At 72.0% G+C, this 24505-nt stretch carries 25 protein-coding genes; 8 read left to right on the forward strand and 17 right to left on the reverse strand.

Annotated elements, in window-relative coordinates; translation table 11 throughout:
* Positions 1–173: 173 nt before the first annotated feature.
* From OG2516_RS10500 to OG2516_RS10525, 6 genes are all read right to left on the reverse strand, one after another.
* Entirely contained in the window at positions 174–1061 is an 888-nt protein-coding gene (locus OG2516_RS10500) for a cytochrome c1 (protein WP_007255642.1), read from the reverse strand.
* Positions 1062–1075: 14 nt separating this feature from the next.
* The gene (locus tag OG2516_RS10505; RefSeq protein WP_007255643.1) at positions 1076–2419 is read right to left on the reverse strand and encodes a cytochrome b; all 1344 of its coding nucleotides are present in this window, start codon (positions 2417–2419) and stop codon (positions 1076–1078) included.
* 12 nt (positions 2420–2431) lie between these two features.
* Positions 2432–3025: a ubiquinol-cytochrome c reductase iron-sulfur subunit gene (gene petA / locus OG2516_RS10510; protein ID WP_007255644.1), complete on the reverse strand. Its 594-nt coding sequence runs from the start codon at positions 3023–3025 to the stop codon at positions 2432–2434.
* Between the two features lie 181 nt (positions 3026–3206).
* A complete protein-coding gene (locus OG2516_RS10515) occupies positions 3207–4100 on the reverse strand; it encodes a DMT family transporter (RefSeq protein ID WP_007255645.1) in 894 nt (297 codons plus the stop codon).
* An 84-nt stretch (positions 4101–4184) separates the two neighbouring features.
* A complete protein-coding gene (locus OG2516_RS10520) occupies positions 4185–4472 on the reverse strand; it encodes an HU family DNA-binding protein (RefSeq protein ID WP_007255646.1) in 288 nt (95 codons plus the stop codon).
* A gap of 186 nt (positions 4473–4658) precedes the next feature.
* Positions 4659–6140, reverse strand: a complete 1482-nt coding sequence (locus OG2516_RS10525; protein WP_040615113.1) for an AMP nucleosidase — start codon at positions 6138–6140, stop codon at positions 4659–4661.
* A 112-nt stretch (positions 6141–6252) separates the two neighbouring features.
* On the opposite strand from OG2516_RS10525, the gene OG2516_RS10530 reads away from it, so the two are divergent.
* The 3 genes from OG2516_RS10530 to OG2516_RS10540 all read left to right on the forward strand — a co-directional run bounded on the left by OG2516_RS10530 (position 6253) and on the right by OG2516_RS10540 (position 8582).
* Positions 6253–7233 (forward strand): DNA topoisomerase IB, encoded by a 981-nt coding sequence (locus OG2516_RS10530; RefSeq protein WP_007255648.1) that lies wholly within the window; start codon positions 6253–6255, stop codon positions 7231–7233.
* 1 nt (position 7234) lies between these two features.
* On the forward strand, positions 7235–7657 hold the full coding sequence (locus OG2516_RS10535) for a DUF1810 domain-containing protein (protein ID WP_007255649.1): 423 nt from the start codon (positions 7235–7237) through the stop codon (positions 7655–7657).
* 76 nt (positions 7658–7733) lie between these two features.
* Positions 7734–8582 carry an SDR family oxidoreductase gene (locus OG2516_RS10540; protein ID WP_007255650.1) on the forward strand — a complete coding sequence of 283 codons (849 nt, stop codon included), beginning with the start codon at positions 7734–7736 and terminating at the stop codon, positions 8580–8582.
* Here OG2516_RS10540 and dapE read toward each other — a convergent pair.
* Genes dapE through trxA form a run of 4 tightly spaced genes read right to left on the reverse strand, consistent with a single transcriptional unit; the run spans position 8570 to position 11571 of the window.
* Positions 8570–9718, reverse strand: a complete 1149-nt coding sequence (gene dapE, locus OG2516_RS10545) for a succinyl-diaminopimelate desuccinylase (protein WP_007255651.1) — start codon at positions 9716–9718, stop codon at positions 8570–8572. The genes OG2516_RS10540 and dapE overlap by 13 nt on opposite strands.
* Before the next feature lie 59 nt (positions 9719–9777).
* The gene (locus OG2516_RS10550) at positions 9778–9966 is read right to left on the reverse strand and encodes a Trm112 family protein (protein ID WP_007255652.1); all 189 of its coding nucleotides are present in this window, start codon (positions 9964–9966) and stop codon (positions 9778–9780) included.
* Positions 9963–10601, reverse strand: a complete 639-nt coding sequence (locus tag OG2516_RS10555; RefSeq protein WP_007255653.1) for an LON peptidase substrate-binding domain-containing protein — start codon at positions 10599–10601, stop codon at positions 9963–9965. The genes OG2516_RS10550 and OG2516_RS10555 overlap by 4 nt, the downstream gene beginning before the upstream one ends.
* 40 nt (positions 10602–10641) lie before the next feature.
* Positions 10642–11571: a thioredoxin gene (trxA, locus tag OG2516_RS10560; protein WP_007255654.1), complete on the reverse strand. Its 930-nt coding sequence runs from the start codon at positions 11569–11571 to the stop codon at positions 10642–10644.
* A gap of 144 nt (positions 11572–11715) precedes the next feature.
* On the opposite strand from trxA, the gene OG2516_RS10565 reads away from it, so the two are divergent.
* Positions 11716–12354 carry an SGNH/GDSL hydrolase family protein gene (locus OG2516_RS10565; protein ID WP_007255655.1) on the forward strand — a complete coding sequence of 213 codons (639 nt, stop codon included), beginning with the start codon at positions 11716–11718 and terminating at the stop codon, positions 12352–12354.
* Here the strand turns inward: OG2516_RS10565 and selD are convergent.
* The 6 genes from selD to OG2516_RS10595 are packed head-to-tail and all read right to left on the reverse strand — an operon-like array spanning position 12351 to position 19389.
* On the reverse strand, positions 12351–14492 hold the full coding sequence (gene selD / locus OG2516_RS10570; RefSeq protein ID WP_007255656.1) for a selenide, water dikinase SelD: 2142 nt from the start codon (positions 14490–14492) through the stop codon (positions 12351–12353). The genes OG2516_RS10565 and selD overlap by 4 nt on opposite strands.
* The gene (locus OG2516_RS10575; protein WP_007255657.1) at positions 14492–15025 is read right to left on the reverse strand and encodes a pyridoxamine 5'-phosphate oxidase family protein; all 534 of its coding nucleotides are present in this window, start codon (positions 15023–15025) and stop codon (positions 14492–14494) included. Before OG2516_RS10575 ends, selD begins: the two co-directional genes overlap by 1 nt.
* Entirely contained in the window at positions 15018–16055 is a 1038-nt protein-coding gene (locus tag OG2516_RS10580) for a lipocalin-like domain-containing protein (RefSeq protein ID WP_040615118.1), read from the reverse strand. Before OG2516_RS10580 ends, OG2516_RS10575 begins: the two co-directional genes overlap by 8 nt.
* Complete coding sequence (locus OG2516_RS10585) at positions 16045–18423, reverse strand: FtsX-like permease family protein (protein ID WP_007255659.1); 2379 nt, start codon at positions 18421–18423, stop codon at positions 16045–16047. Before OG2516_RS10585 ends, OG2516_RS10580 begins: the two co-directional genes overlap by 11 nt.
* Positions 18420–19076: an ABC transporter ATP-binding protein gene (locus OG2516_RS10590; RefSeq protein ID WP_007255660.1), complete on the reverse strand. Its 657-nt coding sequence runs from the start codon at positions 19074–19076 to the stop codon at positions 18420–18422. Before OG2516_RS10590 ends, OG2516_RS10585 begins: the two co-directional genes overlap by 4 nt.
* 55 nt (positions 19077–19131) lie before the next feature.
* Complete coding sequence (locus tag OG2516_RS10595; protein ID WP_007255661.1) at positions 19132–19389, reverse strand: hypothetical protein; 258 nt, start codon at positions 19387–19389, stop codon at positions 19132–19134.
* A 246-nt stretch (positions 19390–19635) separates the two neighbouring features.
* On the opposite strand from OG2516_RS10595, the gene bktB reads away from it, so the two are divergent.
* Positions 19636–20823 (forward strand): beta-ketothiolase BktB, encoded by a 1188-nt coding sequence (bktB, locus tag OG2516_RS10600; RefSeq protein ID WP_007255662.1) that lies wholly within the window; start codon positions 19636–19638, stop codon positions 20821–20823.
* A gap of 7 nt (positions 20824–20830) precedes the next feature.
* On the opposite strand, the gene OG2516_RS10605 is transcribed toward bktB, so the two are convergent.
* On the reverse strand, positions 20831–21367 hold the full coding sequence (locus OG2516_RS10605; RefSeq protein WP_007255663.1) for an acyl-CoA thioesterase: 537 nt from the start codon (positions 21365–21367) through the stop codon (positions 20831–20833).
* Between the two features lie 138 nt (positions 21368–21505).
* Between OG2516_RS10605 and OG2516_RS10610 the strand changes: the two genes are divergently transcribed.
* From OG2516_RS10610 to recQ, 3 genes are all read left to right on the forward strand, one after another.
* Positions 21506–21793: a YggT family protein gene (locus OG2516_RS10610; protein ID WP_007255664.1), complete on the forward strand. Its 288-nt coding sequence runs from the start codon at positions 21506–21508 to the stop codon at positions 21791–21793.
* A 1-nt stretch (position 21794) separates the two neighbouring features.
* On the forward strand, positions 21795–22184 hold the full coding sequence (locus OG2516_RS10615) for a type II toxin-antitoxin system PemK/MazF family toxin (RefSeq protein WP_007255665.1): 390 nt from the start codon (positions 21795–21797) through the stop codon (positions 22182–22184).
* Positions 22185–22425: 241 nt separating this feature from the next.
* The gene (recQ, locus tag OG2516_RS10620; RefSeq protein WP_007255666.1) at positions 22426–24465 is read left to right on the forward strand and encodes a DNA helicase RecQ; all 2040 of its coding nucleotides are present in this window, start codon (positions 22426–22428) and stop codon (positions 24463–24465) included.
* Positions 24466–24505 lie beyond the last annotated feature (40 nt).

Raw genomic sequence — 24505 nt, forward strand, 5'->3', positions numbered from 1 at the left:
GACTTCGTCTGCTCTGAACCGGCGGCGCCAGTCGCGCCGCCCCGTGGCGTCGGGTCGGCGCTGCCCGGCCTTCTAGCCGGGCGGGACAGGAGGGGGCGGCGGGCCACTCCGGAAAATGAAACGCCCGCCAGTGCGAACCGGCGGGCGTCAGCGTCAGGGCGCAGGTGAAGGCGTCACTTCGCCTTCTTCACCTTGTTCTTGTACGGCGCCCAGAGGCGCTTGTTGGTGAGGTACAGCAGCACCGACAGCACGGTGAGGAAGATCACCCCGGTCAGGCCGGCCTGCTTGCGAGCGACGAGCTTGGGCTCGGCGGTCCACATCAGGAACGCGGCGACGTCCTGCGCCTGGGACTCGACCGTCGCCTCGTGGCCGTCTTCGAAGGTGACATCATCGCCCAGCAGCGGCGGCGCCATGCCGATCCAGCTGCCCGGGGCCATCCGGTGGCCCTCTTCGTCGATGCAGCTGTCGGGGTAGCCGCCGGCGGCGAAGACCGCGTTGTAGTAGCCGTCGATCTCGGCGCCCTCGGCACAGGCCGGCGGCTCGAGGTAGCCGGCGAGCAGCGACGCGATGTACTCGGGGCCGCCCATGCCGTTGAACAGCTGGCTCAGGCCGGTGCCGTAGGGGCCGTGGAAGCCCGCGCGGGCCTTGGCCATCAGCGACAGGTCCGGCGCGGCCGCGGTGCGGTTGACCGGGAAGCGGTCGGCCGGAGTCAGCGTGCGCATCTCGCCGGTGAGCGAGTCCATGAGCTGCGAATTGTTGTCGAAGTCGGCCACGAAGAAGTTGGCCGCGTAGGCCCGCACCTGGTCCTCGGGAAGGGCCGGGCCTGTCTCGTCGGACAGGTTGCGGAACGACACGTACTTGAGCCCGTGGCAGCTGGCGCAGACCTCGGTGTAGATCTGCAGGCCGCGCTGGAGCTGGAACGTGTCGTACGAGCCGAACCACCCCTCGAAGGGGAAGTCGTAATCGTGGATCAGGCTTTCGCCTCCGGCGGCACTGGCGAGGCCCGGAAGGGCGGCGAAGCCGAGCGCCGCGGCGGCGGAGAGGGTGAGCTTGCGAAGCATCTTGCCGTCCTTTCTCACTCGGCCGGGTTCACGACGGTCTTGGTGCCGCCGGTGTGAGGCTCGTAGTGCGCGATGAAGTCTTCCTCGATCGTCGCCGGCCGGGGCAGCGGCTTCTCGATCACGCCGAGCAGCGGCAGGATGACGAGGAAGTAGGCGAACCAGTAGGTCGCGCCGATCAGGGCGATGTAGGGATAGATCCCCTCCGCCGGCCGCGCGCCGACCCAGGTCAGCACCACGAAGTCGATGACCAGCAGGGCGAACCACCACTTGAACATCGGCCGGTAGCGGCCCGAGCGGACCGACGACGTGTCGAGCCAGGGCGCCAGCGCCATCACGAGGATCGCGCCGAACATCGCAAGTACCCCGAAGAACTTCGCGTCGACGATGCCGAAGGTGATCCAGTTTGTGAACATCACCACCCAGACGTCGGCGGTGAAGGCGCGCAGGATCGCGTAGAACGGCAGGAAGTACCATTCGGGGACGATGTGCTCGGGCGTCGCGAGGGCGTTGGCCTCGATGTAGTTGTCGGGGTGGCCCAGGTAGTTGGGCATGAAGCCGACGATGGCCATGAACACCACGAGGATCGCCGACAGCGCCACGAGGTCCTTGATGACGAAGTAGGGCCAGAAGGGCAGCGTGTCCTTGGAGGCCTCTTCCTTCGAGCCGCGCCGCACCTCGACGCCGGTCGGGTTGTGGTTGCCCGTCGAGTGGAACGACCACACGTGCACGATCACCAGCCCCAGGATGATGAAGGGCAGCAGGTAGTGCAGCGAGAAGAAGCGGTTGAGCGCGGGCTGGCCGACGGCCGAGGCGCCAAGCAGCCAGGTCTGGATCGACTCGCCGATGAACGGGATCGCGCCGAACAGGCCGGTGATGACCGCGGTGCCGTGGAACGACATCTGGCCCCAGGGCAGCACGTAGCCCATGAAGGCGGTGCCCATCATCAGCAGGTAGATCAGCATCCCGATGATCCACGTCACTTCGCGCGGGGCCTTGTAGCCGCCGTAATAGAGGCCGCGGAAGATGTGCAGGTAGACCGCGAAGAAGAACAGCGAGGCGCCGTTCATGTGGAAATAGCGGATCATGTGGCCGCCGTTCACGTTGCGCATGATGTGTTCGATCGACGCGAAGGCGAGATCGACGTGCGGCGTGTAGTGCATGACGAGCACGACGCCGGTGGCGATCTGCAGCACCAGCGTGAAGACGAGGACGACGCCCCAGATCCACATCCAGTTGAGGTTCTTCGGCGTCGGGATGAACAGCGTGTCGTAGATCAGCGAGCCGATCGGCAGGCGGCGGTGAAGCCACTTCTCGCCGCGGGTCTTCGGCTCGTAATGATCGTGCGGGATACCGGCCATGGGACTGTCTCCTTAACCGAGTTGCAGCGTCGACGCGTCGGCCCACGCGGTGACGGGCACCGGCAGGTTTTCCGGCGCGGGGCCGCGGCGGATGCGACCGGAGGCGTCGTAGTGCGAGCCGTGGCAGGGGCAGAACCAGCCGCCGAAATCACCGGCCTGGTTGCCCAGCGGCACGCAGCCGAGGTGGGTGCAGACACCCATCTGCACGAGCCAGGCCCGCGGCGTCGCGCCCTCGGCACCCTCGGGCACCGGCATCGCGCGGTTTTCGTCGGTCGCGAGCGCGGTGCCGTCGATGTTGGCGTTGCGCGCGAGCGGGTCGGGCATCGTCTCGACCTCGAGGTCCTGCTCGGCGGCGATGGCGATCTCGGCCTCGGTGCGGTGCCGGATGAACACCGGCTTGCCCTGCCACAGCACCGTGAGCTGCGAGCCCGGCTGGATCGAGCTGACGTCCACGCGAATCGAGGCAAGGGCCTGGACATCCGCCGACGGGTTCATCTGGTTGACCAACGGCCAGATCGCGGCGCCGGCAGCGACTGCGCCCGCACCGGCGGTGGCGTAGTAGATGAAGTCGCGGCGGGTGCCCTCGGGGGTGTCTGCGTGTGACACGTCAAGCATCTCCGTGTGTTGTGGGCCCGGCGAACGGGCAAGGGCGAGGCGACGGGCATGAAACCGCCGACCGGTCGGGCCGGTATCTACATGCCACCCTCTGGCCCGTCCAGCGTCGAAAGCGGTTCACGATGTCGCATTGAGGAGAATCTGACGCACCTCTCCGCGCGGCCTTTCCGGCTCAGGCCGAGGGCAGCCCCGCGCGCCGCGCCGGGCGCGCCTTGGCGAGCTGCACCGCGAGGATCCCGGCCGCGATGATCGCGACGCCGATCCCATCGAGCGGCCCGACTTTCTCGCCGAGGATCATCGCGGCGATCGCGACGCCGAAGAACGGGGTCAGGAAGTGGTAGACGGCCGCGCGCGTCGCGCCGATCCGGTTGACCAGCTGGAACCAGACCAGCGTCGCCAGCACGCCGGGTACGACGACGGTGTAGACGAAGGCCGCCACGAGCTGCCAGCTCCAGTCGATGGCGATCTCCTCGAACGCCAGCGCCGGCCCGGCCAGCGCCGCCGCGCCGATCAGCATCTGCAGCCCCACGATCATCAGGAAGTTGCCCCCCGACGACGCGCCCCGCACCGCCAGCGTGGCCACGGTTAGCGACAGCAGCCCCAGCAGGCACAGCGCCACCCCCACCGGATCCGCTCCGCCCGACAGCCGCGAGCCCATGATGAGCGCCACCCCGGCGACGCCCGCCACCAGTCCGCCGACGCCGAGCGCCGGCAGCCGCTCGCCGAACAGGGTGAAGCTCGCCAGTGCCACGCAGAGCGGCATGGCCGAGGCGATGATCGTCGCCAGCGAGGCCTCGACCGACTGCATGGCGACGAAGTTGAGCCCGAGATAGAGGCCGTTCTGGCAGACCCCGAAGACGATGGTGGCGATCCACTGGGTCCGCGTCAGCCGCCAGCTCTGGCCCAGCGCCCGCGCCAGCAGCACCGCGAACAGCCCCGAAACGAAGAAACGCAGCGACAGCGCCGAGAGCGGCGGCGCGGCCTGCACGATGATCCGGGCCGAGGTGAAGGCGGAGGCCCACATCAGCGCGAAGCCCACGCCCATCAACATCGCCCGCCGGTCCATGCCGCTCACCTCGTCAACCACGGCCGGCAAAGGAAAAGGGCCGCCCGCGGGCGACCCTTTCCGAAAGCACCACGAGAGGCAAGCTCAGCCGTTGACGCTATCCTTGAGCGCCTTGGCGATGGTCATCTTCACCACCTTGTCGGCGTCCTTCTTGATCTGCTCGCCGGTGGCGGGGTTGCGCACCATGCGCTCCGGCCGCTCGCGGCAGTAGATCTTGCCGACCCCGGGAAGCGTGACGGCACCGCCGCCCGACACTTCCTTGGTAATCACGTTGGTCACAGCGTCCAGCGCGGCCGAAGCCGTCTTCTTGTCGCTGCCCATCTCCTCGGCCAGAGCGGCGACGAGCTGGGTCTTGGTCATGGGTTTGGCCATGGTCTTGTCTCCTACACTGCCCGATAAGTTGGGCCCCAGTGCCGGCATTTAACGGCATGTTGTGGGGTCGCACAACGATCCTGTCGCGTTTTTTCCAAGAAAAGCTGCGATTTCTCGCCGATTCCGCTCCTTCCGCGGGGTCGGGAGGGACGAAATCTGCCCGCACCCGCCCGATTGTCGCCCGTCCTACAGGAAGGCGGTCTCCTCGAACGAGCGCAGCTTGCGGCTGTGGATCCGCGCCAGCGGCATCTCGCGGATCGTCTCCATCGCCCGGATGCCGATCATCAGGTGCCGCGCCACCTGCGTCTTGTAGAAGTCCGACGCCATCCCCGGCAGCTTCAGCTCGCCGTGCAGCGGCTTGTCGGAGACGCAGAGCAGGGTGCCGTAGGGCACCCGGAAGCGAAAGCCGTTGGCGGCGATCGTGGCGCTCTCCATGTCGAGCGCCACCGCCCGGCTCTGGCTCAGCCGCTGCACCGGGCCGGCCTGCTCGCGCAGCTCCCAGTTGCGGTTGTCGAGGCTGGCGACGGTGCCGGTGCGCATGATCCGCTTGAGCTCGTAGCCCTCGAGCTTGGTGACGTCGGCGACCGCGTCCTCGAGCGCCACCTGGATTTCGGCCAGCGGCGGGATCGGCACCCAGACCGGCAGGTCGTCGTCGAGCACCTTGTCCTCGCGCAGGTAGGCGTGGGCGAGGACGAAGTCGCCCAGCCGCTGGCTGTTGCGCAGCCCGGCACAGTGGCCGACCATCAGCCAGGCATGCGGGCGCAGCACCGCGATGTGGTCCGTCGCCGTCTTCGCGTTGGAGGGGCCGACACCAATGTTGACCAGCGTGATCCCCTGCCCGTTCGGCCGCTTCAGGTGGTAGGCCGGCATCTGCGGCATCTTCGCCGGCACCGGCAGCACCGCCTCGGGGTCGGTGATCTCGACGTTGCCGGTCGAGACGAACGAGGTGTAGCCCGAGCTCTCGTCGGCCAGCGCCATCCGCGCGAACGCCTCGAACTCCTCGACGTAGAACTGGTAGTTGGTGAACAGCACGTGGTTCTGGAAGTGCTCCGCGCTCGTCGCGGTGTAGTGCGCCAGCCGCGCCAGCGAGTAATCCACCCGCTGCGCGGTGAACGGCGCCAGCGGGTGCGCGCCGTCGTCGAAGGTGAAGCCGGTGCCGTTGACGATGTCGTCGTGCGTCGTGTTCAGGTCCGGGACGTCGAACACGTCGCGCAGGGTGAAATCGGCCGCGCCTTCCTGCGGCACCGAAACGCGCGCGTCGTTGGCCACGGCAAAGTGAACGGGCATCGGCGTGTCGGACACGCCGACCGTCACCGCCTGCTGGTGGTTCTCGATCAGCAACCCGATCTGCTGCTCGAGGTAGCGGGCGAACAGGTCGGGCCGGGTGATCGTCGCGGCGTAGGTGCCGGGCTGCGAGACGTGGCCGAACGACAGCCGGCTGTCGACGGCGGCGTAGCTGCTCGTGACGAAGCGGACCTCGGGATAGAAGGCGCGCACGCGCCCTCCGGCGGGCCCCTCCGACATCGCGCGGCTGAACTCGTCGCACAGGAACTCGGTCGCCGTCTCGTAGAGCTCGCAGAGCCGCGCCACGGCGGCGCGGGCATCGGTGAACGCCTCCGCCGGCGGCACCTCGGGGCTCAAAATGCGAAACGCGGGGTTTTTCGGCATGGCAGCGGCATCATGTGACATCCCCTCTCATTCCCCATCTTGCGCCACAGGGCAAGCGCGAGAGGGCGCACCGCGGCGGAACCGCACGACTTCGCCGAGGGTTCTGAGCAGCATGACGCCACAGCCCGACCTCGTTTACTACCCCGACGACCGCCCCGGCATCACCCGGCGGCGTTGCGGCCGCGGGTTCACCTATCTCGCGCCCGACGGCACCCGCATAGAGCAGGCCAGGGAGCGCAAGCGCATCGAGGCGCTCGCGGTGCCGCCGGCCTACGAGCGGGTCTGGATCTCGCCCCGCCGCAACGGCCACCTGCAGGCGACCGGCAAGGACAGCCGCGCGCGCAAGCAGTACCGCTACCACCCGGACTGGCGGGCCTGGCGCGAGGCGACCAAGTTCGAGAGCCTCGCCGCCTTCGGCGACGCCCTCCCCGCCATCCGCCGCCGCATCCGCGCCGATCTCGCGGGCGAGGTGGGCGACAGGGACTACGCCATCGCCGCGGTGCTGGCGCTGATCGACCGGCTCGCCCTGCGCGTCGGCGCGCCCGACTCGGCGCGCGAGAACAAGACCTACGGCGCCACCACCCTGACCAACCGGCACGTCAGGCTCACCGACGGCGCGCTGCGTCTGCGCTACCGCGCCAAGGGCGGCCATCTGTTCGACCGGACCCTGCGCGACTCCCGCCTGATGAAGATCCTCAACAGCCTGCACGACCTCCCCGGCGCGACGCTGGCGAGCTGGATCGGCGACGACGGCAAGCCCCACGAGGTCAGCTCGGACGCGGTCAACGCCCGGCTCGCCGAGATCACCGGCGAGAGCGGCTTCACCGCCAAGACCTTCCGCACCTGGGCCGGGTCGGAGGCGGCGCTGCTGGTGGCGCTCAAGCAGGAAGACCTGACGATCAAGGCGATGTCCGAGGCCGCCGCCGAGCGGCTGCACAACACGCCGAGCATCGCCCGCAACAGCTACATCCACCCCGAGGTCATCGCCCTCTCCGAGCGCCCCGCCGACGAGCGCGCCGCGCTGTCGGCCGACCTGCCGGAGAAGCCCGAGCTGCGCCAGGCGGAGCGGGCGCTGCTGAAGCTGCTCGCCTGACATGGCCGCCGACGACGACCTCGCCCGCTTCGTGGAGGCGCAGGAAGGGACCTACGCCACCGCGCGCGCCGAGATCGCGGCGGGCGCCAAGGCGAGCCACTGGATGTGGTTCGTCTACCCCCAGCTGCGCGGCCTCGGCCGCTCCGAAACCGCCCGCTTCTACGGCATCGCCGGCCGCGACGAGGCCGCCGCATATCTCGCCCACCCCGTTCTCGGCCCGCGCCTGGTCGAGATGTCGGAGCTGCTGCTCCGCCACCGCGACCGCGCCCCCGAGGCGATCTTCGGCGGCATCGACGCGCTCAAGCTGAGGAGCTCCATGACGCTCTTCGCCGCCCTCCCCGACGCGCCGCCCGTCTTCGCCAACGTGCTCGACGCCTTCTTCGCCGGCGCCCGCTGCCCCCGCACCGAAGCCGCCCTCGCCTGACCTTTCGGCTTCATCTGGCCATAAATATGCAAATCCCGCGCTTGACGCCCGCGCCGGCGCTGCCGATCACGCGCCCATGACCGGAACCCTCCTCTCCCTCGGCCACGGCTACTCCGCCGCTGCCCTCGCCCGCCTGCTGATGCCGCGCGGCTGGCGGGTCATCGGCACGACGCGCTCGCCCGAGAAGGCCGAGCGGCTGGCGGCCGACGGCGTCGAGCCGGTGCTCTTCCCCGGCACCGACCTCGCCCCCCACCTCGCCGCCGCGACCCACCTGCTCGCCTCCGCCGCCCCCGGCGACGACGGCGATCCGTTCCTCGCCGCGCTCGACCTCGCGGACCAGACCTTCGACTGGGTCGGCTACCTCTCCACCACGGGTGTCTACGGCGACCGCGCCGGCGGCTGGGTCGACGAGACCTCCGAGCTCGCGCCGTCCACCAGGCGGGGCCGCCAGCGCGTCGCCGCCGAGCAGGCGTGGCGCGAGACCGGGTTGCCGCTGCACGTCTTCCGCCTCGCCGGCATCTACGGCCCCGGCCGCGGCCCCTTCGCCAAGGTGCGCGGCGGGACGGCGCGGCGGATCGTCAAGCCGGGGCAGGTCTTCTCGCGCATCCACGTCGACGACATCGCGCAGGTGCTGGCCGCCTCCATCGCGCGGCCGAACCCGGGCGCCGTCTACAACGTCTGCGACGACGACCCGGCGCCGCCGCAGGACGTCATCGCCGAGGCCGCGCGGCTGCTGGGCCTGCCGCTGCCGCCCGAGGAGGATTTCGAGACCGCCGAGATGACGCCGATGGCGCGCTCGTTCTACGCCGAGAGCAAGAAGGTGCGGAACGACCGGATCAGGGACGAGCTCGGCGTCGCCCTGCACTACCCCGACTACCGCAGCGGCCTGCGGGCGCTGCTGGCGGCGGAGGATCAGCCGAAATAGTCGGCCAGGATGCGGCGGTAGATGCCCTTGAGCTGTCCGATCTGCGCCACCGGCACCCGCTCGTCGACCTCGTGCATCGTCTGCCCGACGAGGCCGAACTCGACCACCGGGCAGTGATCCTTCACGAACCGCGCGTCCGACGTGCCTCCCGTCGTCGACAGCACCGGCGTCACGCCCGTTTCGGCGGCGACGGCGCCTGCGACGAGGTCGGACAGCGCCCCCGGCGGCGTCAGGAACGCCTCGCCCGACACCTTCACCACCACGTCGATCGCGACGTCGAACGCCTCGGCCACGTCCGCCGCCTCGGCCTCCAGCCAGGCCGTCAGGCTGTCGCCGCTATGGCGGTCGTTGAAGCGGATGTTGACCGTGGCGCGGCTGCGGGCGGGAATGACGTTGGTCGCGCCGTTGCCGGTGTCGATGGTGACGACGGCGAGCGTCGAGGGGTCGAAGTGCGCGGTGCCGTCGTCGAGCGCCGCGCTCGCGAGCCGGTCCATCAGTCGCGCCATCGCCGGCAGCGGGTTCTTCGCTCGGTGCGGGTAGGCGGAGTGGCCCTGCACGCCGGTGACGGTCACGAAGGCCGACAGCGAGCCGCGCCGGCCGATCTTGATCATCTCGCCCATCGTCTCGGGGCAGGTCGGCTCGCCGACGAGGCAGACCGACATCGCCTCGCCCGCGCGCGCCATCCAGTCGAGCAGCGCCACCGTGCCGTCGGCCGAGCCGCCCTCCTCGTCGCCGGTGATCGCCAGCAGGATCGCACCGTCGGGCGGCGTGTCGCGCACGAAGTCCGCCGCCGCGGCGGCGAAGGCGGCGACGCCGGACTTCATGTCGACCGCACCCCGGCCCCAGAGGATGCCGTCGCTAATCTCGCCGCCGAACGGATCGACCCGCCACGCCGCGTGATCGCCCACCGGCACCACGTCGGTGTGCCCGTTGAAGCCGAAGCTCTTCGCGGCGCCCTTCTCGCCCCAACGGGCGAACAGGTTGGGCGTGCCGTTGCGGTCGACGCGGGTGCAGGCGAAGCCGGCCGCCGACAACAGCTCCTCCAGCAACACCAGCGCCCCGCCCTCCTCGGGCGTGACGGAGGGGCAGCGCACGAGGGCGGCGGTGAGGGCGACGGGATCGACGGGATCAGGCATGGGCGCTCCTTGCTCGCGCCCAGCTAGCGCGGCCCGGCTCCCGGTGCAACGCGCGCGGCTCAGTCGAGCTGGCGCGCCTCGTCGACGAGCATGACGGGGATGCCGGCGCGGATCGGGTAGGCGAGGTGGGCGGCGCGGCTGACCAGCTCCTGCCGCTCGGAATCGTAAGTGAGCGGCGCCTGGGTCTGCGGGCACACCAGCGCCTCGAGCATCCGGCGGTCGAACTGGGGGAAGGTCTCTTCGGTCATTGCAACATCTCTTCGCCCGAGCCGCCGCGCAGGGCGAACTCGATCAGGGTTATCAGGGTCTCGCGCCTTGTTTCGAGCGAGGGGGCCTCGAGCAGCGCCTGCTTGTCCTCGGGTTCGAACGGGCAGAGCATCGACAGCGAGTTGATCAGCAGCTCGTCCTCCGCGTCCTTGAGGCTGTCCCAGTCGGTCGACAGGCCCTGATCCGCGAAATAGCGGGCGAGGAGCGACATGAAGCCGTCGCGGTCGAAGCCGCTGTCCTTCTCCGCCGGGCCGAGATCGCGCTCGAAGCCGGTCCAGCTCGCCTTGCAGCGACGGTAGGGGGTGAAGCCCTCGACCTCCTCCACGATCCGGTAGCGCGACGCACCTGACAGGGTGACCATGTAGCGCCCGTCCTCGGTCTCGGAGAAGGCCGTCAGCCGGCCGGCGCAGCCGATGGCGTGGAGCCGTTCGACGCCGCCCGACTGATAGGGCTGAATCATCCCGATCAGGCGCTCCGGGGTCTTGAGCACGTCGTCGAGCATCGCCAGGTAGCGCGGCTCGAAGATGTGCAGCGGCAGCTTGCCCCGGGGCAGCAGCAGCGCCCCCGGAAGCGGGAAGACCGGTAGCGTCTCGGGCAGGTCGGCCGGCTGGATCATGCCCCCTCAGCTAGTCCGCCCCACGCGGGGGGCAATCGGCTCAGGAGAATATCAGCGAGCTCAGCTTCCGGCGCCCGTTGAGCACGACCGGATCGGTCGGCTTGAGCGCGTCGAAGATGGTGAAGAGCTGCGCCTTCGCGGCCCCGTCGTTCCACTCCCGGTCGCGGCGGAACAGCTCGAGCAGCTCGTCCACGGCGCCGGCGGTGTCGCCCGAGGCGTGCAGCGCGGTGGCCAGGTCGTAGCGGGCCTGCGCGTCGGCGGGATCGGCCTCGACCTTGGCGCGCAGCTCGGCCACCGGTCCGGCGTTCTCCGCCTGCCGCGCCAGCTCGATCGCCGCGCGGGCGCTCTCGAGCGGCGCGGTCTCGGTGATCGACGCGGGCGCGCCGTTGAGGATCGCCTCGGCCTGGTCCACCTCGCCGAGCGCGAGGTAGGCCCGCACCAGCCCGCCGTAGGCCTCGGCGTTCTCGCCGTCTTCCTGCAGGATCGCGGCGAAGGTCTCGGCGGCGTCGGCCGCGGCGCCCTCGGCGAGCATCGCCTCGGCGGCCTCGACGGCGGCCCCGAGCCCCTCGTCCTCGCCCTCTGCGCCCGGCCCCATCGCGGCGAGCTTGGCGACGAACTCGTCGATCTGCGAGGGCGGCAGCGCGCCCTGGAAGCCGTCGACGGGCTGGCCCTTCCAGAAGGCGTAGACCGTCGGAATCGACTGCACCTGCAGCTGCCCGGCGACGCCCTGGTTCCGGTCGACGTCGACCTTCACCATCTTCACCGCGCCCTTGTGCTTCGTCACCGCCGCCTCGAGCGCCGGGCCAAGAGTCTTGCAGGGGCCGCACCACGGCGCCCAGAAATCGACGATGACCGGGACGGTCTGCGACGCCTCGACGACGTCGGCCATGAAGGTCTGGTCGCTGCCCTCCTTGATGAGGTCGGTGGCGGGCGGCTGCTGGGGCTGGTCCTGGGTGCCGAGCTCGATCATGGCGGCTGCTCCTTCGGTCTGGGCGTTGTCTGCGCGTCGGGGGTCTATATGGGCGTCGGCGCTGCCGAGGAAAAGGGCGAATGCTTGCGCGCGTCCGCCCCGACGGCCTAGCGTCGCGCCGGTGACTGACGAGGAACGAGAGACATGCCCACCCTGCTCTGCTTCGGCGATTCCAACACCCACGGCTCGCCGCCCGCCAACGGCCCCGGCCCCTACGCCCGCTACGGCCATGGCGTGCGCTGGCCCTCCGTCTGCGCCGGGGCGCTCGGCGAGCGCTGGGAGGTGATCGAGGAAGGGCTGCCGGGGCGCACCGCGCAATTCGACGATCCCGGCATGGGCGCGCACATGAACGGCTGGCCCGCGCTGCGCATCGCCCTCGAGAGCCACGGCCCGCTCGACGTGCTCGCGGTGATGCTGGGGACGAACGACGTCAAGACCCGCTTCGCGCCCACCCCCGCGCGGGTGACGGCGGGCATCGCCGGGCTGCTCGACATAGCGCTGTCGGAGGCGATGCAGGAGCGCCACGGCGGCTTGCGCGTGCTGCTCGTCGCGCCGCCGAAGGTGGTGCTCGCCGGTCTGGACGCGGGCGAGTTCCACGGGGCGGAAGAGGTCTCCGCCGCACTGCCCGACCATTACCGCGCGCTGGCCGAGGCCCGCGGCTGCGCCTTCCTCGACGCCAACGACGTCATCTCCGTGAGCCCGCTCGACGGTATCCACTTCGACGAGACCGCCCACGGCGCGCTCGGCAAGGCCGTGGCGGAGCAGGTGACCCGCCTCGCCTAGCGATTCAGCCGCAGCACCGGCGGCCCCTCGGTGATCCGCCCGATCACCCAGCCCGCCTCGCCCGCCGCGCGCAGCGCCGCGACCGTCGCCTCGGCGTCGGGAACGGCGGCGAGCAGGCCGCCGCAGGTCTGCGGATCGTAGAGCAGGTCGCTCCGTCCGCCCGCCCCGAGCGCCGGGGCGAGGGCACGGTTCTCGGCCCAGATCGTCGAGCGCACGCCCTCCTCTGCAAGCCGCTCCGCGCCCTCGAGCACCGGCACGGCGGCGAGGTCGAGCTCCGCGCCCACGCCCGACGCGTCGCAGATCCCGAGCAGGTGTCCGGCGAGGCCGAAGCCCGTCACGTCGGTCATCGCGTGGGCGCCGCCGAGCAGCCCCGCCGAGGTGCCCTGCGGGCGCACCATCGAGCGGTACGCGTCGGCGATCACGCCGCCCGGCGCGCGGCCGCGCATCTCGGCGGCGAGCAGCACGCCGGTTCCGATGGGCTTGGTCAGCACCAGCCCGTCGCCCGGCCGCGCCCCGGCGAGGGTGATCGCGGGGCGCTCGAGCAAGCCGGTGACGGTGAAGCCGATGGTCATCTCGCTGCCCATCGAGGAATGGCCGCCGACGATGTCCGCGCCCTCCGCCCCGAACACCTCCGCCGCCGTCGCCATCACCTCCGACAACGTGCGCCGCTGCAGCGCCTCGTTCATCCGGGGCAGCACGAGGCTCGCCAGCACCGCCTGCGGGGCCGCGCCCATGGCCCAGACGTCGCCCAGCGCGTGCACCGCCGCGATGCGCGTCATCAGCACCGGGTCGTCGACCACCGCGCGCAGGTGGTCGACGGTGACGACCTGCCGCGCGCCGCCCATCTCCAGCACCGCCGCGTCGTCGCCGGGGCGCGAGGCGACGTCGTCGCGCCGCCCGGGCAGCGCCGACACGATCCCCCCCAGTGCCCCCCGCCCGACCTTCGCGCCGCAGCCGCCGCAGAGCGGCGCGTCGCCCGTCGCCTCGGCCACGCCCAGCGCGACGCGCGGCGGCAGCGGGGCCTCCATCGCGGGCAGGTCGTCGAGCTTCGCCATGAAGCGGCGGTCGATCCAGTCCTTCCAGCGCCACATCGGCCCGCCCGCGAGCGCCCGCCCGCCGCGCTCGGCCAGCGCCTTCTTTTCGCCCAGCGAGATCAGCTTGAGGTAGTCCCTCTGCGGCCGGTAGCGCCGCATCGGCCCGCCGGCGAGGGCGGCGCGCAGGTTGTGCTCGAGCACCGGGGCCTCGCGCACCGCGTAGACCCCGGCCTTGGAGCGCGGCGTCTCGGTCAGGTGCGCGCAGTCGCCGGCGGCGAAGATGTCCGGATCGGAGCTCTGCAGCGTCGGCAACACCGCGACGTAGCCGTGCGTCAGCTCGAGCCCGGTCTCGGCGAGCCACGGATAGGGCCGCGCGCCCGCCGCGCCGATCACGAAGTCCGCCGCCAGCATCTCGCCCGTCACCAGCCGCAGGCCCTCGGCCGTCACCTCGGCGATGTCGGCATCCTCGACCACCTCGACGATGTTCTCCTCGAGCGCCCGCAGCAGCCGCGCCCGCACCGGCGGCGCGAAGCTGTCGAGCACCTCGCCCCGGTCGACCAGCCGCACCTCCGCCCGCCGCCGCCGCAGCGCGTGCGCGACCGCCATCGCCAGTTCCGCGCCGGCGACGCCGCCGCCGACCACCGCCACCCGTGGCCGCTCCGCCCCGCGGCGGAACGCCTCCCACGCGGAGGCGAAGCGGCCGAGCGGCTTGGCGGGCACGGCATGCTCCGCAAAGCCCGGCAGGTCGGGCATCTCGGAGGTGATGCCGATGTCGATGGAGCAGACATCGTAGGCCACCGGCGGGCGGCCCGCGACGGTGACGGTCCGGGCGCCCCGGTCGATCGCCTCGGCGCGCCCGAGGATCACCCGCGCCCCGGCGAAGCGGGCCAGGCGTACGAGGTCGATGTCGAGCTGGTCGCGCCGGTAGTGTCCCGCGACGAAGCCCGGCAACATCCCGGAATAGGCCGCCGCCGCCGCCGGATCGATCAGCGTCAGGCGCACGCCCGGCAGCGGCCGCATCCCGAAGGCGCGCAGCACCAGCGCGTGGGTGTGCCCGCCGCCGATCAGCACGAGGTCGCGGGTCAGGGGAACGTGGTTCTCCATCATGGCGACAGCCACTGTCCGGCCCAGCCGTCGGCCCGCTCGAAGCGCGCCCGGCGGTGGTCGTCGCCGAGGTGGACGACGTCGAGCGTCTGCGCGTGGCAACGCAGGACGGCGAAGTTGTCGAGCCCGGTCGCGAGGCGGTAGGCGAGCGCGTCGGCGATCGGCGTGCCCGGCGCGGGGTCCTTGCCGTAGGCGCTGCGGCTGGCCTCGGGCACCCGCTCCCACAGCGCGCGCACCTCCGCCCCGCGCAGGGTCTCGACCTCGACGCCGAGCCGCACCTGCACCTGCGCCGCCTCGTCCCAGAGCAGCAACGCCGCGCGCGGGTTGATCGCGAGGTTCGCCACCTTGGCCGAGCCCGCGTCGGTGTGCACCTCGCACAGTGCCTCCGCCGCCGACGCCCGGCGCAGCACCAGCGAGCGCACCTGCGGCACCGTCCCCTCCACCGTGGCGAACGCGATCAGCGCGCCCCGCGCCGCCTCCAGCGACGCCCAGGCCCGCCCGTGGAAATCCGCCAGCGTCGGTGCGTCACTCATATCCCGTCATCTCCAGGTAGCCCCGCCCCGCGTGCGAGCCCGTCACCGTCACCGGCCCCTCCCAGTAAGGGAACGCGCTGTCCATCCATGCCTGTTCGTTGAGCGCCGCGACGGTGACGTCGAGCCCCTTCTCCGCCAGCGTCAGCCGCCAGCGCACCGGCACCTCGCGCCCCGCCACCTCGGCCACGCCCAGCGGTTCGGCCGCGAGCCGGCCGTCGGGCAGGGCCTCGGCGGAGCCGTCGGCCCCGATCCACGTCGCCGCGGTGAAGGCCCCGCCGTCGGCCTCGCGCAGCCGGAAGCCCATGAGCTTGTCGCCGTCCTCGAACGACAGCGAGAACCAGTCCCACCCGATCTGCTCCGCCGCCAGCGGCTGCGACGACCATTCCCGGTCGAGCCACGCCTGCCCGGTCACGGCGACCTCGCCGTCGGGCAGGGTCAGCGTGCCGACGACGTCGTAGAACGGCTGGGAATAGTAGTGGCTCGCCTGCCCCGCCGCCGACTTGACGGAAAAGCCGGCGTCCCCGTGCAGCACCAACGGCCCCTCGGCGCTCAGCGCGACGTCGTAGGCGAAGTCAGGCCCGGCGGCGGTGAGGGTGAGATCGTCGAACGAAGGGCCGGCCATGCGCCACTCGTCGATCCAAGCCTCGAACGGCTCGGCGACGACGCCCGCCGTCCCGATCCCGCCGCGCGAGAGCCGCTCGGTCATGTGGTGCGCGGTCTCGGTGGTGACGGCGGCGTGGCCCATCCAGAGCTGCCCCGGCCCGTCGGCGGCGGCGTCGGGAGTCAGGGCCGAGCGGAACAGCGTCCATTGCAGCCCGTAGGTCGCGCCGTCGGCACCGTCGAGGTTGGCGGTGACGTACCACCACTCGATGCGGAAGCCCGGGTGCGGGCCGTGATCGGCGGGGAAGTCGAACGCGTACCCACGCTCGGGCATCCGGAACGCACCGGCTTCGGTGCCAAGCCCGGCGAAGCCCTGCGCCCCGGCCATCGCGGGAAGCAGCAGCAGGGGCAGCACCAGCCTAGCGCTCATTGGCGAACACCTTCAGAAGCTCCGCCGGCGGCGTCCGCGCCAGCCGCCGCGCCGGCCACAGCGCCGCCAGCACGGCCGCGACGAGAGCGAACAGTCCGAGCCGCGCGTAGTCGGCGGGGAACAGGTACATCGGCAGCCGCCAGCCGAACGCCGCGACGTTGACCTTCGCCAGCAGCACCCACGCCAGCGCCAGCCCCAGCGGCAGCGCGGCGAGCGCCGTCAGCGCCGCCAGCAGCACGGCCCGCACCAGCTCCAGCCGCCCCAGCGCCGCGCGGCGCAGGCCCAGCGCCCAGACCGGCGCGAGCTGCGGAAGGCGCAGCCCGGCGAGGGTGAGCAGGCTCATCAGGATGGCGAAGCCGGCGACGGCGAGGGTGAGCACGTTGAGGGCTCCGGTGACGGTGAAGGTGCGCTCGAAGATCTGCAGCGAGAACGCCTTGAGCGCCGCCTGGTTCTCGATCTGCGCCGGCGGCAGGCCGAATTCCTCGATCAGCGCCGCGCGCAGGGCCGCCGGATCGCCGCGCACCGCGAAGCGCTGCGCCGTCGCCTCGGGGTGCAGGCGCGCGAACAGCGCCTCGCCCACGATCACCTGCCCGACCGGGTTGCCGTAGTCGCCGACCACCCCCACCAGCGGCAGCCGCGCGCCGCCGCCGACCTCCACCGGCGCGCCCAGCTCCAGCCCGGCGCGGCGGTAGAGCTGCTCGTTGACGATCGTGCCCTCGCCCGCGAACACCGCCGCCCAAGGCGCGCCCCGCGCGACGAGCAGCCGCCAGTTCTCGGGGTAGGACGGATCGCGGCGCACGCCGTAGACCTCCGCCAGCAGGCCCGCGACCTCGGTATCGACCCAGACCACCGGCAGCACCGCCTCGGCGCGCGGCTCGAGGAAGGCGAGCAGCCGCGCGCCCTCGTCGGCGTCGGTGGCCGAGACGTAGAGGTCGGCCGACAGGCGCTGTTCGATGAAGCCGGTGAAGGTGAGCCGGAACGACGACACCATCGTCGAGACCCCGACATTGGCCGCCATCGCCAGAAGTAGCGCCATCAGCGCCAGCGACAGGCCCGGCAGCTGCTGGCGCGTGTCGGCCCAGAACCATCCCGCGACCGGACCCCCCGCCCGTTGCGCCCCGGCGCGGAGCACCAGGTCGAGCAGCGCCGGCAGCAGCAGCGCCGCGCCGATCAGCAGCGCCGCGAGCAGCGCGAAGGCCGCCACCAGCCCCTCGGCCAGCAGAAGCGCCGCCGCCAGCGCCAGCAGCGCCGCCCCGGCGAGCGCCTGAAGCCGCCGCCCGCCACCCGCGCCCATCGCCCAGGCCCGCGGCCGCGCCGCCGCGAGGAGCGGCATCCGCGCGATCCGGTAGAGCGCCGCCGCCGAGGCCGCGCCGGTGCCGAGCAGCGCGATCGCCTGCCCGGACAGCCACCAGACCGGCCGGAACTCGAGCGCTCCGCCCACCGACGCGCCGTAGAGCCCGCGCAGCGTCGCCGCCACGTCGGGCAGCAGCGCCGCCGCGATGAGGTAGCCGAGCGCCACGCCGATGCCGCCCGCCACCAGCGCCAGCGCCGCCAGCTCGGCCGCCATCAGCCAGACCAGCCGCGACAGCGGCATGCCCAGCGCGCGCAGGGTGCGCACCATCAGGCGGCGCTGCTCGAAGGCGAGGCCGATCGCGCCGTGCACGATGAACAGCCCGACGGCGAAGCTCAGCAGCCCGAAGGCGGTGAGGTTGAGGTGGAAGCTGTCGGTCAGCCGCGACACGTCCGAGCCGTCCTGCGCCGCCCGCAGCGTCAGCCCCGGCGCGACCGTCTCGAGCGGCGGCCGCCCGAGCGGCTGGTCGGGGGCGACGAGCAGCCGGGCCGGGGCGTCGGTGCCAAGCAGGTCGCGGGCGACGGAGATGTCGGTGAGCACCGTCATCGGCGCCACGTCGGGCGCGACGACCTTCTCCGGCGCGACCGCGCCCAGCGCCGCCAGCGCCTCCTCGGTGCCGAAGACCTGCCCCGCTCCGCCGAGGAAGCTGCCGACCTCCGCCCCCGCGCTCAGCTCGACCGGCCCGAGCCCGCCCGGCGCGGTCAGCGGATCGAGCCCGACCACCCGCACGCCTTCGAGCCGGCCCTCGAAGACCGGGCTCACCAGCCACCCCGCCCGGCGCAGGGCGACATAGTCGGCCATCGCCACCGCGCCTCCGTCGGCGCTCAGCACCTGCGCGAACTGCCCCTCGCCGAGCGTCGCGGCGGCGGCGTCGTAGCTGGCGCGGGCCTCGGCGTTGACCGCCTGCACGCCCGACCACAGCGCCGTGGCCAGCGACAGGCCGGCGATCAGCGTGAACAGCTGCAACGGGTTGCGCCGCCAGTGGCTCAGCAGCGCGGCCAGGCCCGCCCGCGTCACGCGACCCGCCCCCGCGCCAGGTGCGCGCGCCGGCCCATCGCCGCCGCCAGCCGTTCCGAGTGGGTCACCATCAGCAGCCCCGCGCCGCTCTCGGCGACCAGCTCGAGCATCAGCTCCAGCACCGACGCCGCCGTCACCTCGTCGAGGTTGCCCGTCGGCTCGTCGGCCAGCACCAGCGCCGGCCGCGCCGCGAGGGTGCGGGCGATGGCGACGCGCTGCTGCTGGCCGCCGCTGAGCTGCTCGGGGTACTTGCCGAGGTGGTCCGCCAGCCCCATCCGCGCCGCGAGGTCGCGGCACCACGCGGCGTCGTGCCGTCCGGCGAGGCGGGCCTGGAAGGCGATGTTGGCACCCACGTCGAGCGACGGGATCAGGTTGAACTGCTGGAACACCACGCCCACCACCTCGCGCCGCAGCCGCGCACGGCCCCGGTCGTCGAGTCCGGCGACGTCGGTCCCGGCGAGCAGGATGCGGCCCCGGTCCGGCAGGTCGAGCCCGCCGGCGAGGTGCAGCAGCGTGCTCTTGCCGCTCCCGGACTCGCCGGTCAGCGCCATCGTCTCGCCCGCCGCCAGCTCCAGCGACACGCCGTCGAGCACCGTCACCAGTCCCTCGGCACCGGGGTAGCTCTTGTGCAGGTCGTCGATGGTCAGCAGCATCCGCGCTCCTCTCTCACCGCCCGGACGTAGGCCGGCGGGCACGAAAGGGAAAGCGTCAGAGCAGCGCGGAGATCGTCGTCAGCGCCGCCAGCAGCGCGCTCGCCCCGGCGAGCCAGCGGCGGTCTTCGGCGGTGGCCGGGTCGCGCAGCCATTCGGAGGTGACGTTGACGAAGCCCACCGGCCCGAAGAACTGCCGCCCGGTCCGCGCGACGGCGCGTCGGCGCAGGGCGAACAGCGTCCGGAAGGCCAGGGCGGCCCAGTACAGGAACACGACGCCCTGCAGCCCCAGGAACAGGACCACCGGCCAGGTCATCAGGTCTCCTCCTCGATGGCAGCGACGCGCCGAGCGGCGTCTCGAAGGGATGCGGCAGGCACGCCGCGCGCGAGCCGCCCCCAAGCGGCCCGTCCATCAGGCAACGCCAGCGCGGGGCGCAAATCAACGGCCCGCGCCGAGACCGCGCGCGAGTGCGTCTCCGCTGCCGCACCTGCCGTGACCCGACGTTGCGGCTGATCGCCCTGCGGGCGCGGGCTAGACTGCCGCGAGGAGGAGCCGCGCCCAATGTCCGAGCAACTGTCCGATATCGTCATCCTGTCCGCCGTCCGCACCGCCATCGGCGGCTTCGGCGGCAGCCTCGCCGCCGTGCCGCCCACCGCGCTCGCCGAGACCGTCACCGCCGCCGCCCTGGCGCGCGCCGGGATCGCGCCCGGACAGGTCGGGCAGGTGGTGTTCGGCCACGTGCTCAACACCGAGCCGCGCGACCTCTACCTCGCCCGCGTCGCCGCGCTGGCGGCCGGGATGCCCGACGGCGTCCCGGCGATGAACGTCAACCGCCTCTGCGGCTCGGGCGCGCAGGCGATCGTGTCGGCGGCGCAGGCGCTGCTGCTGGGCGACGCCGACATCGCGCTCGCCGGGGGCGCCGAGAGCATGAGCCGCGCGCCCTTCACCGTCCCCGCCCAGCGCTGGGGCGCGAAGATGGGCGACGTCGCGGTGCAGGACATGATGCTCGGCGCGCTGAATTGCCCGTTCGGCACCGGCCACATGGGCGTCACCGCCGAGAACGTCGCCGACGAGCACGCCGTCAGCCGCGCCGACCAGGACGCCTTCGCCCTCGAGAGCCAGTCCCGCGCCGCCCGCGCCATCGCCGAGGGCCGCTTCGCCGGCCAGATCGTCGCCGTGGAGCAGCAGACCCGCCAGAGCAGCGTCAGCTTCGACACCGACGAGCACCCCAAGGCGACCAGCGCCGAGGCGCTGGCCGGCCTGCGCCCGGCCTTCCGCAAGGACGGCAGCGTCACCGCCGGCAACGCCAGCGGCATCAACGACGGCGCCGCCGCCCTCGTCCTCGCCCGCGCCGGGGCCGCCGAGGCCGCCGGGGCCGAACCGCTCGCGCGGCTGACGGGCTACGCGCTCGCCGGGGTGCGGCCCGAGGTGATGGGGCTCGGCCCGATCCCGGCGGTGCGGCGCCTGCTCGAGAAGACCGGCCTCGCCATCGACGATTTCGACGTGATCGAGAGCAACGAGGCCTTCGCCGCGCAGGCGCTCGCCGTCAGCCGCGCGCTCGGCCTCGATCCCGAGCGGGTCAATCCCAACGGCGGCGCCATCGCGCTCGGCCACCCGGTCGGCGCGACGGGCGCGATCCTGACGGTGAAGGCGGTGCACGAGCTGGCCCGCACCGGCGGGCGGCGCGCGCTCGTCACCATGTGTATCGGCGGCGGCCAAGGCATCGCGCTGGCGCTCGAGCGGGTCTAGGCGCCGCTCAGTCCTGCATCGGCGGCCACGGCCGCCCATCCTCGAAGGCGATCCACGCCTTCGCCCAGTCCGGCGGCGGCGTCTCCGGCGTCGGGTGGCCGACGGCCTCGACCACCTCGGCGGGCGCGACGATCCCGCCCTTGCCGACGATCGCCTTGCGCAGCAGCACGTGCGACGCGCACTCCCCGTCGCGCCGCCACATCGACTGCTCGATGTAGAAGAACCGCCGGTCCCAGCCGATCACCCGCGTGCGCATCGTGATGCGGTCGAAGTTGCGGATCCGGCGGCGGTAGCGCGTCGTCGAGCCGGCGACGGTCATCGACCAGCCGCGCGCCCGGAACGTGCCCACCAGCCCGATCCGGCGCATCATCGGCACGCGGCCGAGATCGTAGAGCGTCAGGGTGCGCCCGTTGTTGAGCTCGACCCAGGGATCGAGATCCCACGGCAGGCACAGATGCTCGCTGACATGCTCCCCGTCGAGCGCGAGGGGGGCGTCGTCGCGGTGCTTGAACCACTGCCAGGCGAGGCGGAGAAACGGGTACATCGGCGGCTCCAGTTGCGCGCCCGTGAGTGCGGCCCGTTGACGTCAGCGTCAACCGTGACGGGAGGTCAGGGGATTGCCCCGCGCAGCGCGAGTGCCTAAGTCGCCCGAGGGACACAGGCCGGCGGACGGGACAGGTACATGCAATCAATCTTCGAAATTCTTCTGCTCGTGCTGCAGGTGGCGCGCTTCTTCATCATCGCGCACTTCATCATGAGCTGGCTCATCAGTTTCCAGGTGCTCAACATCCGCCAGCCGCTGGTCAACCAGATCTGGTTCGGCCTGAACCGCCTGCTCGAACCGATCTACGGGCCCCTGCGCCGCATCCTGCCCGACCTCGGCGGCATCGACCTGTCGCCCCTCGTGGCGCTGCTCGGCATCTACGCGCTCGAGATCGTGCTGAGGAACAACGTGGGGTTCTTCGTCTGAGGTGGGCCTCAGCTTCCACCCCCATCCGGGCCACGTCCTGGTCTGCGATCTCCGAGGCTACATCGTCCCGGAGATCGTGAAGGTACGGCCGGTGATGGTGGTGTCGGCCAAGCTGCCCCATCGCAGCGGCCTCGTGACCGTGGTGCCGATCAGCACCACGGCGCCGCGCCGCGAGGTCGACTACGTGGTGCGGCTGTCGCGCAATTATCGCCCCGACTCTCCCGAGGACCTGCCCTGCTGGGCGAAGTGCGACCTCTTGGCCAACGTGGCGCTCGCTCGTTTGGACCGCTTCAAGGTCGATCGCCGCAAGTATCTGGCGCCGCGCGCGACCGAAGAGGACCTGGCCCGGGTGCGGGCCGGGGTGTTGCGCGCGCTGGGATGGTCTTATTGAAGCGGCAAGGAATGGTCGCTATATTACGCCCGTGACCCGCTATCGGGCTTGAAGACCCAGAGTACTGGGCAGGCTGTCCGCCGGACGATGACAAGTCCTGGGCAGTCTAGATTGTGTCAGCGTCCGCCAAGCCCCGCCCCCGTGCGGGGCTTGGTCGTTTTGGCGGTTGCCGCGCCGGGCGGGCTATGGGACTCTGGCCGTTAACGAGCAGATAATCACATGCTGGCAGGCTGCCCCCACGATGCACGCTGAACCGCTCCTCCGCGATGTCTTTGGATTCGACTGCTTCCGCCCCGGGCAGGAGGAGATCGTGCGCGCCGTGGCCGAGGGCAAGAACACCCTCGCGATCATGCCCACCGGCGGCGGCAAGTCGCTCTGCTTCCAGCTGCCCGCGCTGCTGCGCGAGGGCGTGACGGTGGTGATCTCGCCGCTGATCGCCCTGATGCGCGACCAGGTGCGCGGGCTGCGCGAAGCGGGCGTCGAGGCCGGGGCGCTCACCTCGGGCAACACCGAGGAGGAGACGGCCGCCGTCTGGGAGGCGCTCGAGGCAGGGCGGATGAAGCTGCTCTACATGGCCCCCGAACGGCTCGCCTCGGCGGGCGCGCAGCGGATGCTGGCGCGGATCGGGGTCAGCCTGATCGCTGTGGACGAGGCCCACTGCGTCAGCCAGTGGGGCCACGATTTCCGCCCCGACTACCTGCGCATCGGCGAGTTGCGCCGCCAGCTCGGGGTGCCGCTCGCCGCCTTCACCGCCACCGCCGACGCCGAGACCCGGGCGGAGATCGTCGAGAAGCTGTTCGACGGCGTCGCCCCCGAGAGCTTCCTGCGCGGCTTCGACCGGCCGAACCTGCACCTCGCCTTCGCCGTCAAGGACCAGCCCCGCCGCCAGATCCTCGCCTTCGCCGCGGCCCGCAAGGGGCAGTCGGGGATCGTCTATTGCGGCACCCGCGCCAAGACAGAGAGCCTCTCCGCCGCGCTGCGCGACGCCGGCCACAGCGCCTGCCACTACCACGGCGGGATGGAGGCCGACGAGCGCCGCGATGTCGAGCGCCGCTTCAGTCAGGAGGACGGGCTGATCGTCGTCGCCACGGTCGCCTTCGGGATGGGCATCGACAAGCCCGACATCCGCTGGGTCGCCCATGCCGACCTGCCCAAGTCGATCGAAGCCTATTACCAGGAGATCGGCCGCGCCGGCCGCGACGGGGCGCCGGCCGAGACGCTGACCCTCTTCGGGCAGGACGACATCCGCTTCCGCCGCCAGCAGATCGACGAGGGCCTTGCCCCCGACGAGCGCAAGGCCGCCGACCACGGCCGGCTCAACGCGCTGCTCGGCCTAGCCGAGGCGCTCGATTGCCGGCGCCGGGCGCTGCTCGGATACTTCGGCGAGAGCCCGGAAACCTGCGGACGCTGCGATCTGTGCGACAAGCCGCCCGAGGTCTTCGACGCCACCACGCCGGTCCGCATGGCGCTGTCGGCGGCGCTGCGCACGGGCGAGTATTTCGGCGCCGGGCACCTGATCGACATCCTGCTCGGCAACGAGACCGAGAAGGTGCGCCAGCGCGGCCATGACGGCCTGCCGACGTTCGGCGTCGGCAAGGAGCTGAGCAAGGGCCAGTGGCAGGCGGTGTTCCGACAGATCATGGGTCGCGACCTCGTCCGCCCCGACCCGTCGCGCCACGGTGCGCTGCGGATGACGGAGAAGGCCCGCCCGATCCTGCGCGGCGAGGCCGAGATCACCCTGCGGCGCGACACGGTCAAGCTCGCCAAGGCCGACCGACCCGTCGTCAAGTCGCTCGTCTCCGAGGAAGACGCGCCGCTGCTCTCCGCGCTCAAGGCCAAGCGCCGCGCGCTGGCCGAGGCGCAGGGCGTGCCGGCCTACATCATCTTCAACGACAAGACCCTGATCGAGATGGCCGAGACAAGGCCCGCGAGCCTCGACGAGATGGCCCGCGTCGGCGGCGTCGGCGCCAAGAAGCTCGAGAGCTACGGCCGCGCCTTTCTCGAGGTGATCTCCGGCGAGGCCGAGACCCTCCATCCCTCGCGGCGCAAGCTGGCCGGGCGGCAGGAGGGCGCGATCTACGACCGGCTGCTCCAGGTGCAGGCCGATCTCGCGCGCGGCGAGGACGGCACCGAGAAGCCGCTCACCTGCTCGGCCGCCGTGCTGGCCCGGGTGGCGCAGGCACATCCGCGCGACGAGGCCGACCTCGCCCGGCTGATGGGCGAGCGCCATGCCGAGCGGTTCGGCCGGGCGTTCCTCGAGGTGCTGAGCGAGCGCGCCTGAGTTGACGCCCGCCGCCCGCGCCGTAGGTAGGGCGCGATCA

The organism is Oceanicola granulosus HTCC2516 (genome assembly GCF_000153305.1).
In the GTDB taxonomy this organism is placed as follows: Bacteria; Pseudomonadota; Alphaproteobacteria; order Rhodobacterales; family Rhodobacteraceae; genus Oceanicola; species Oceanicola granulosus.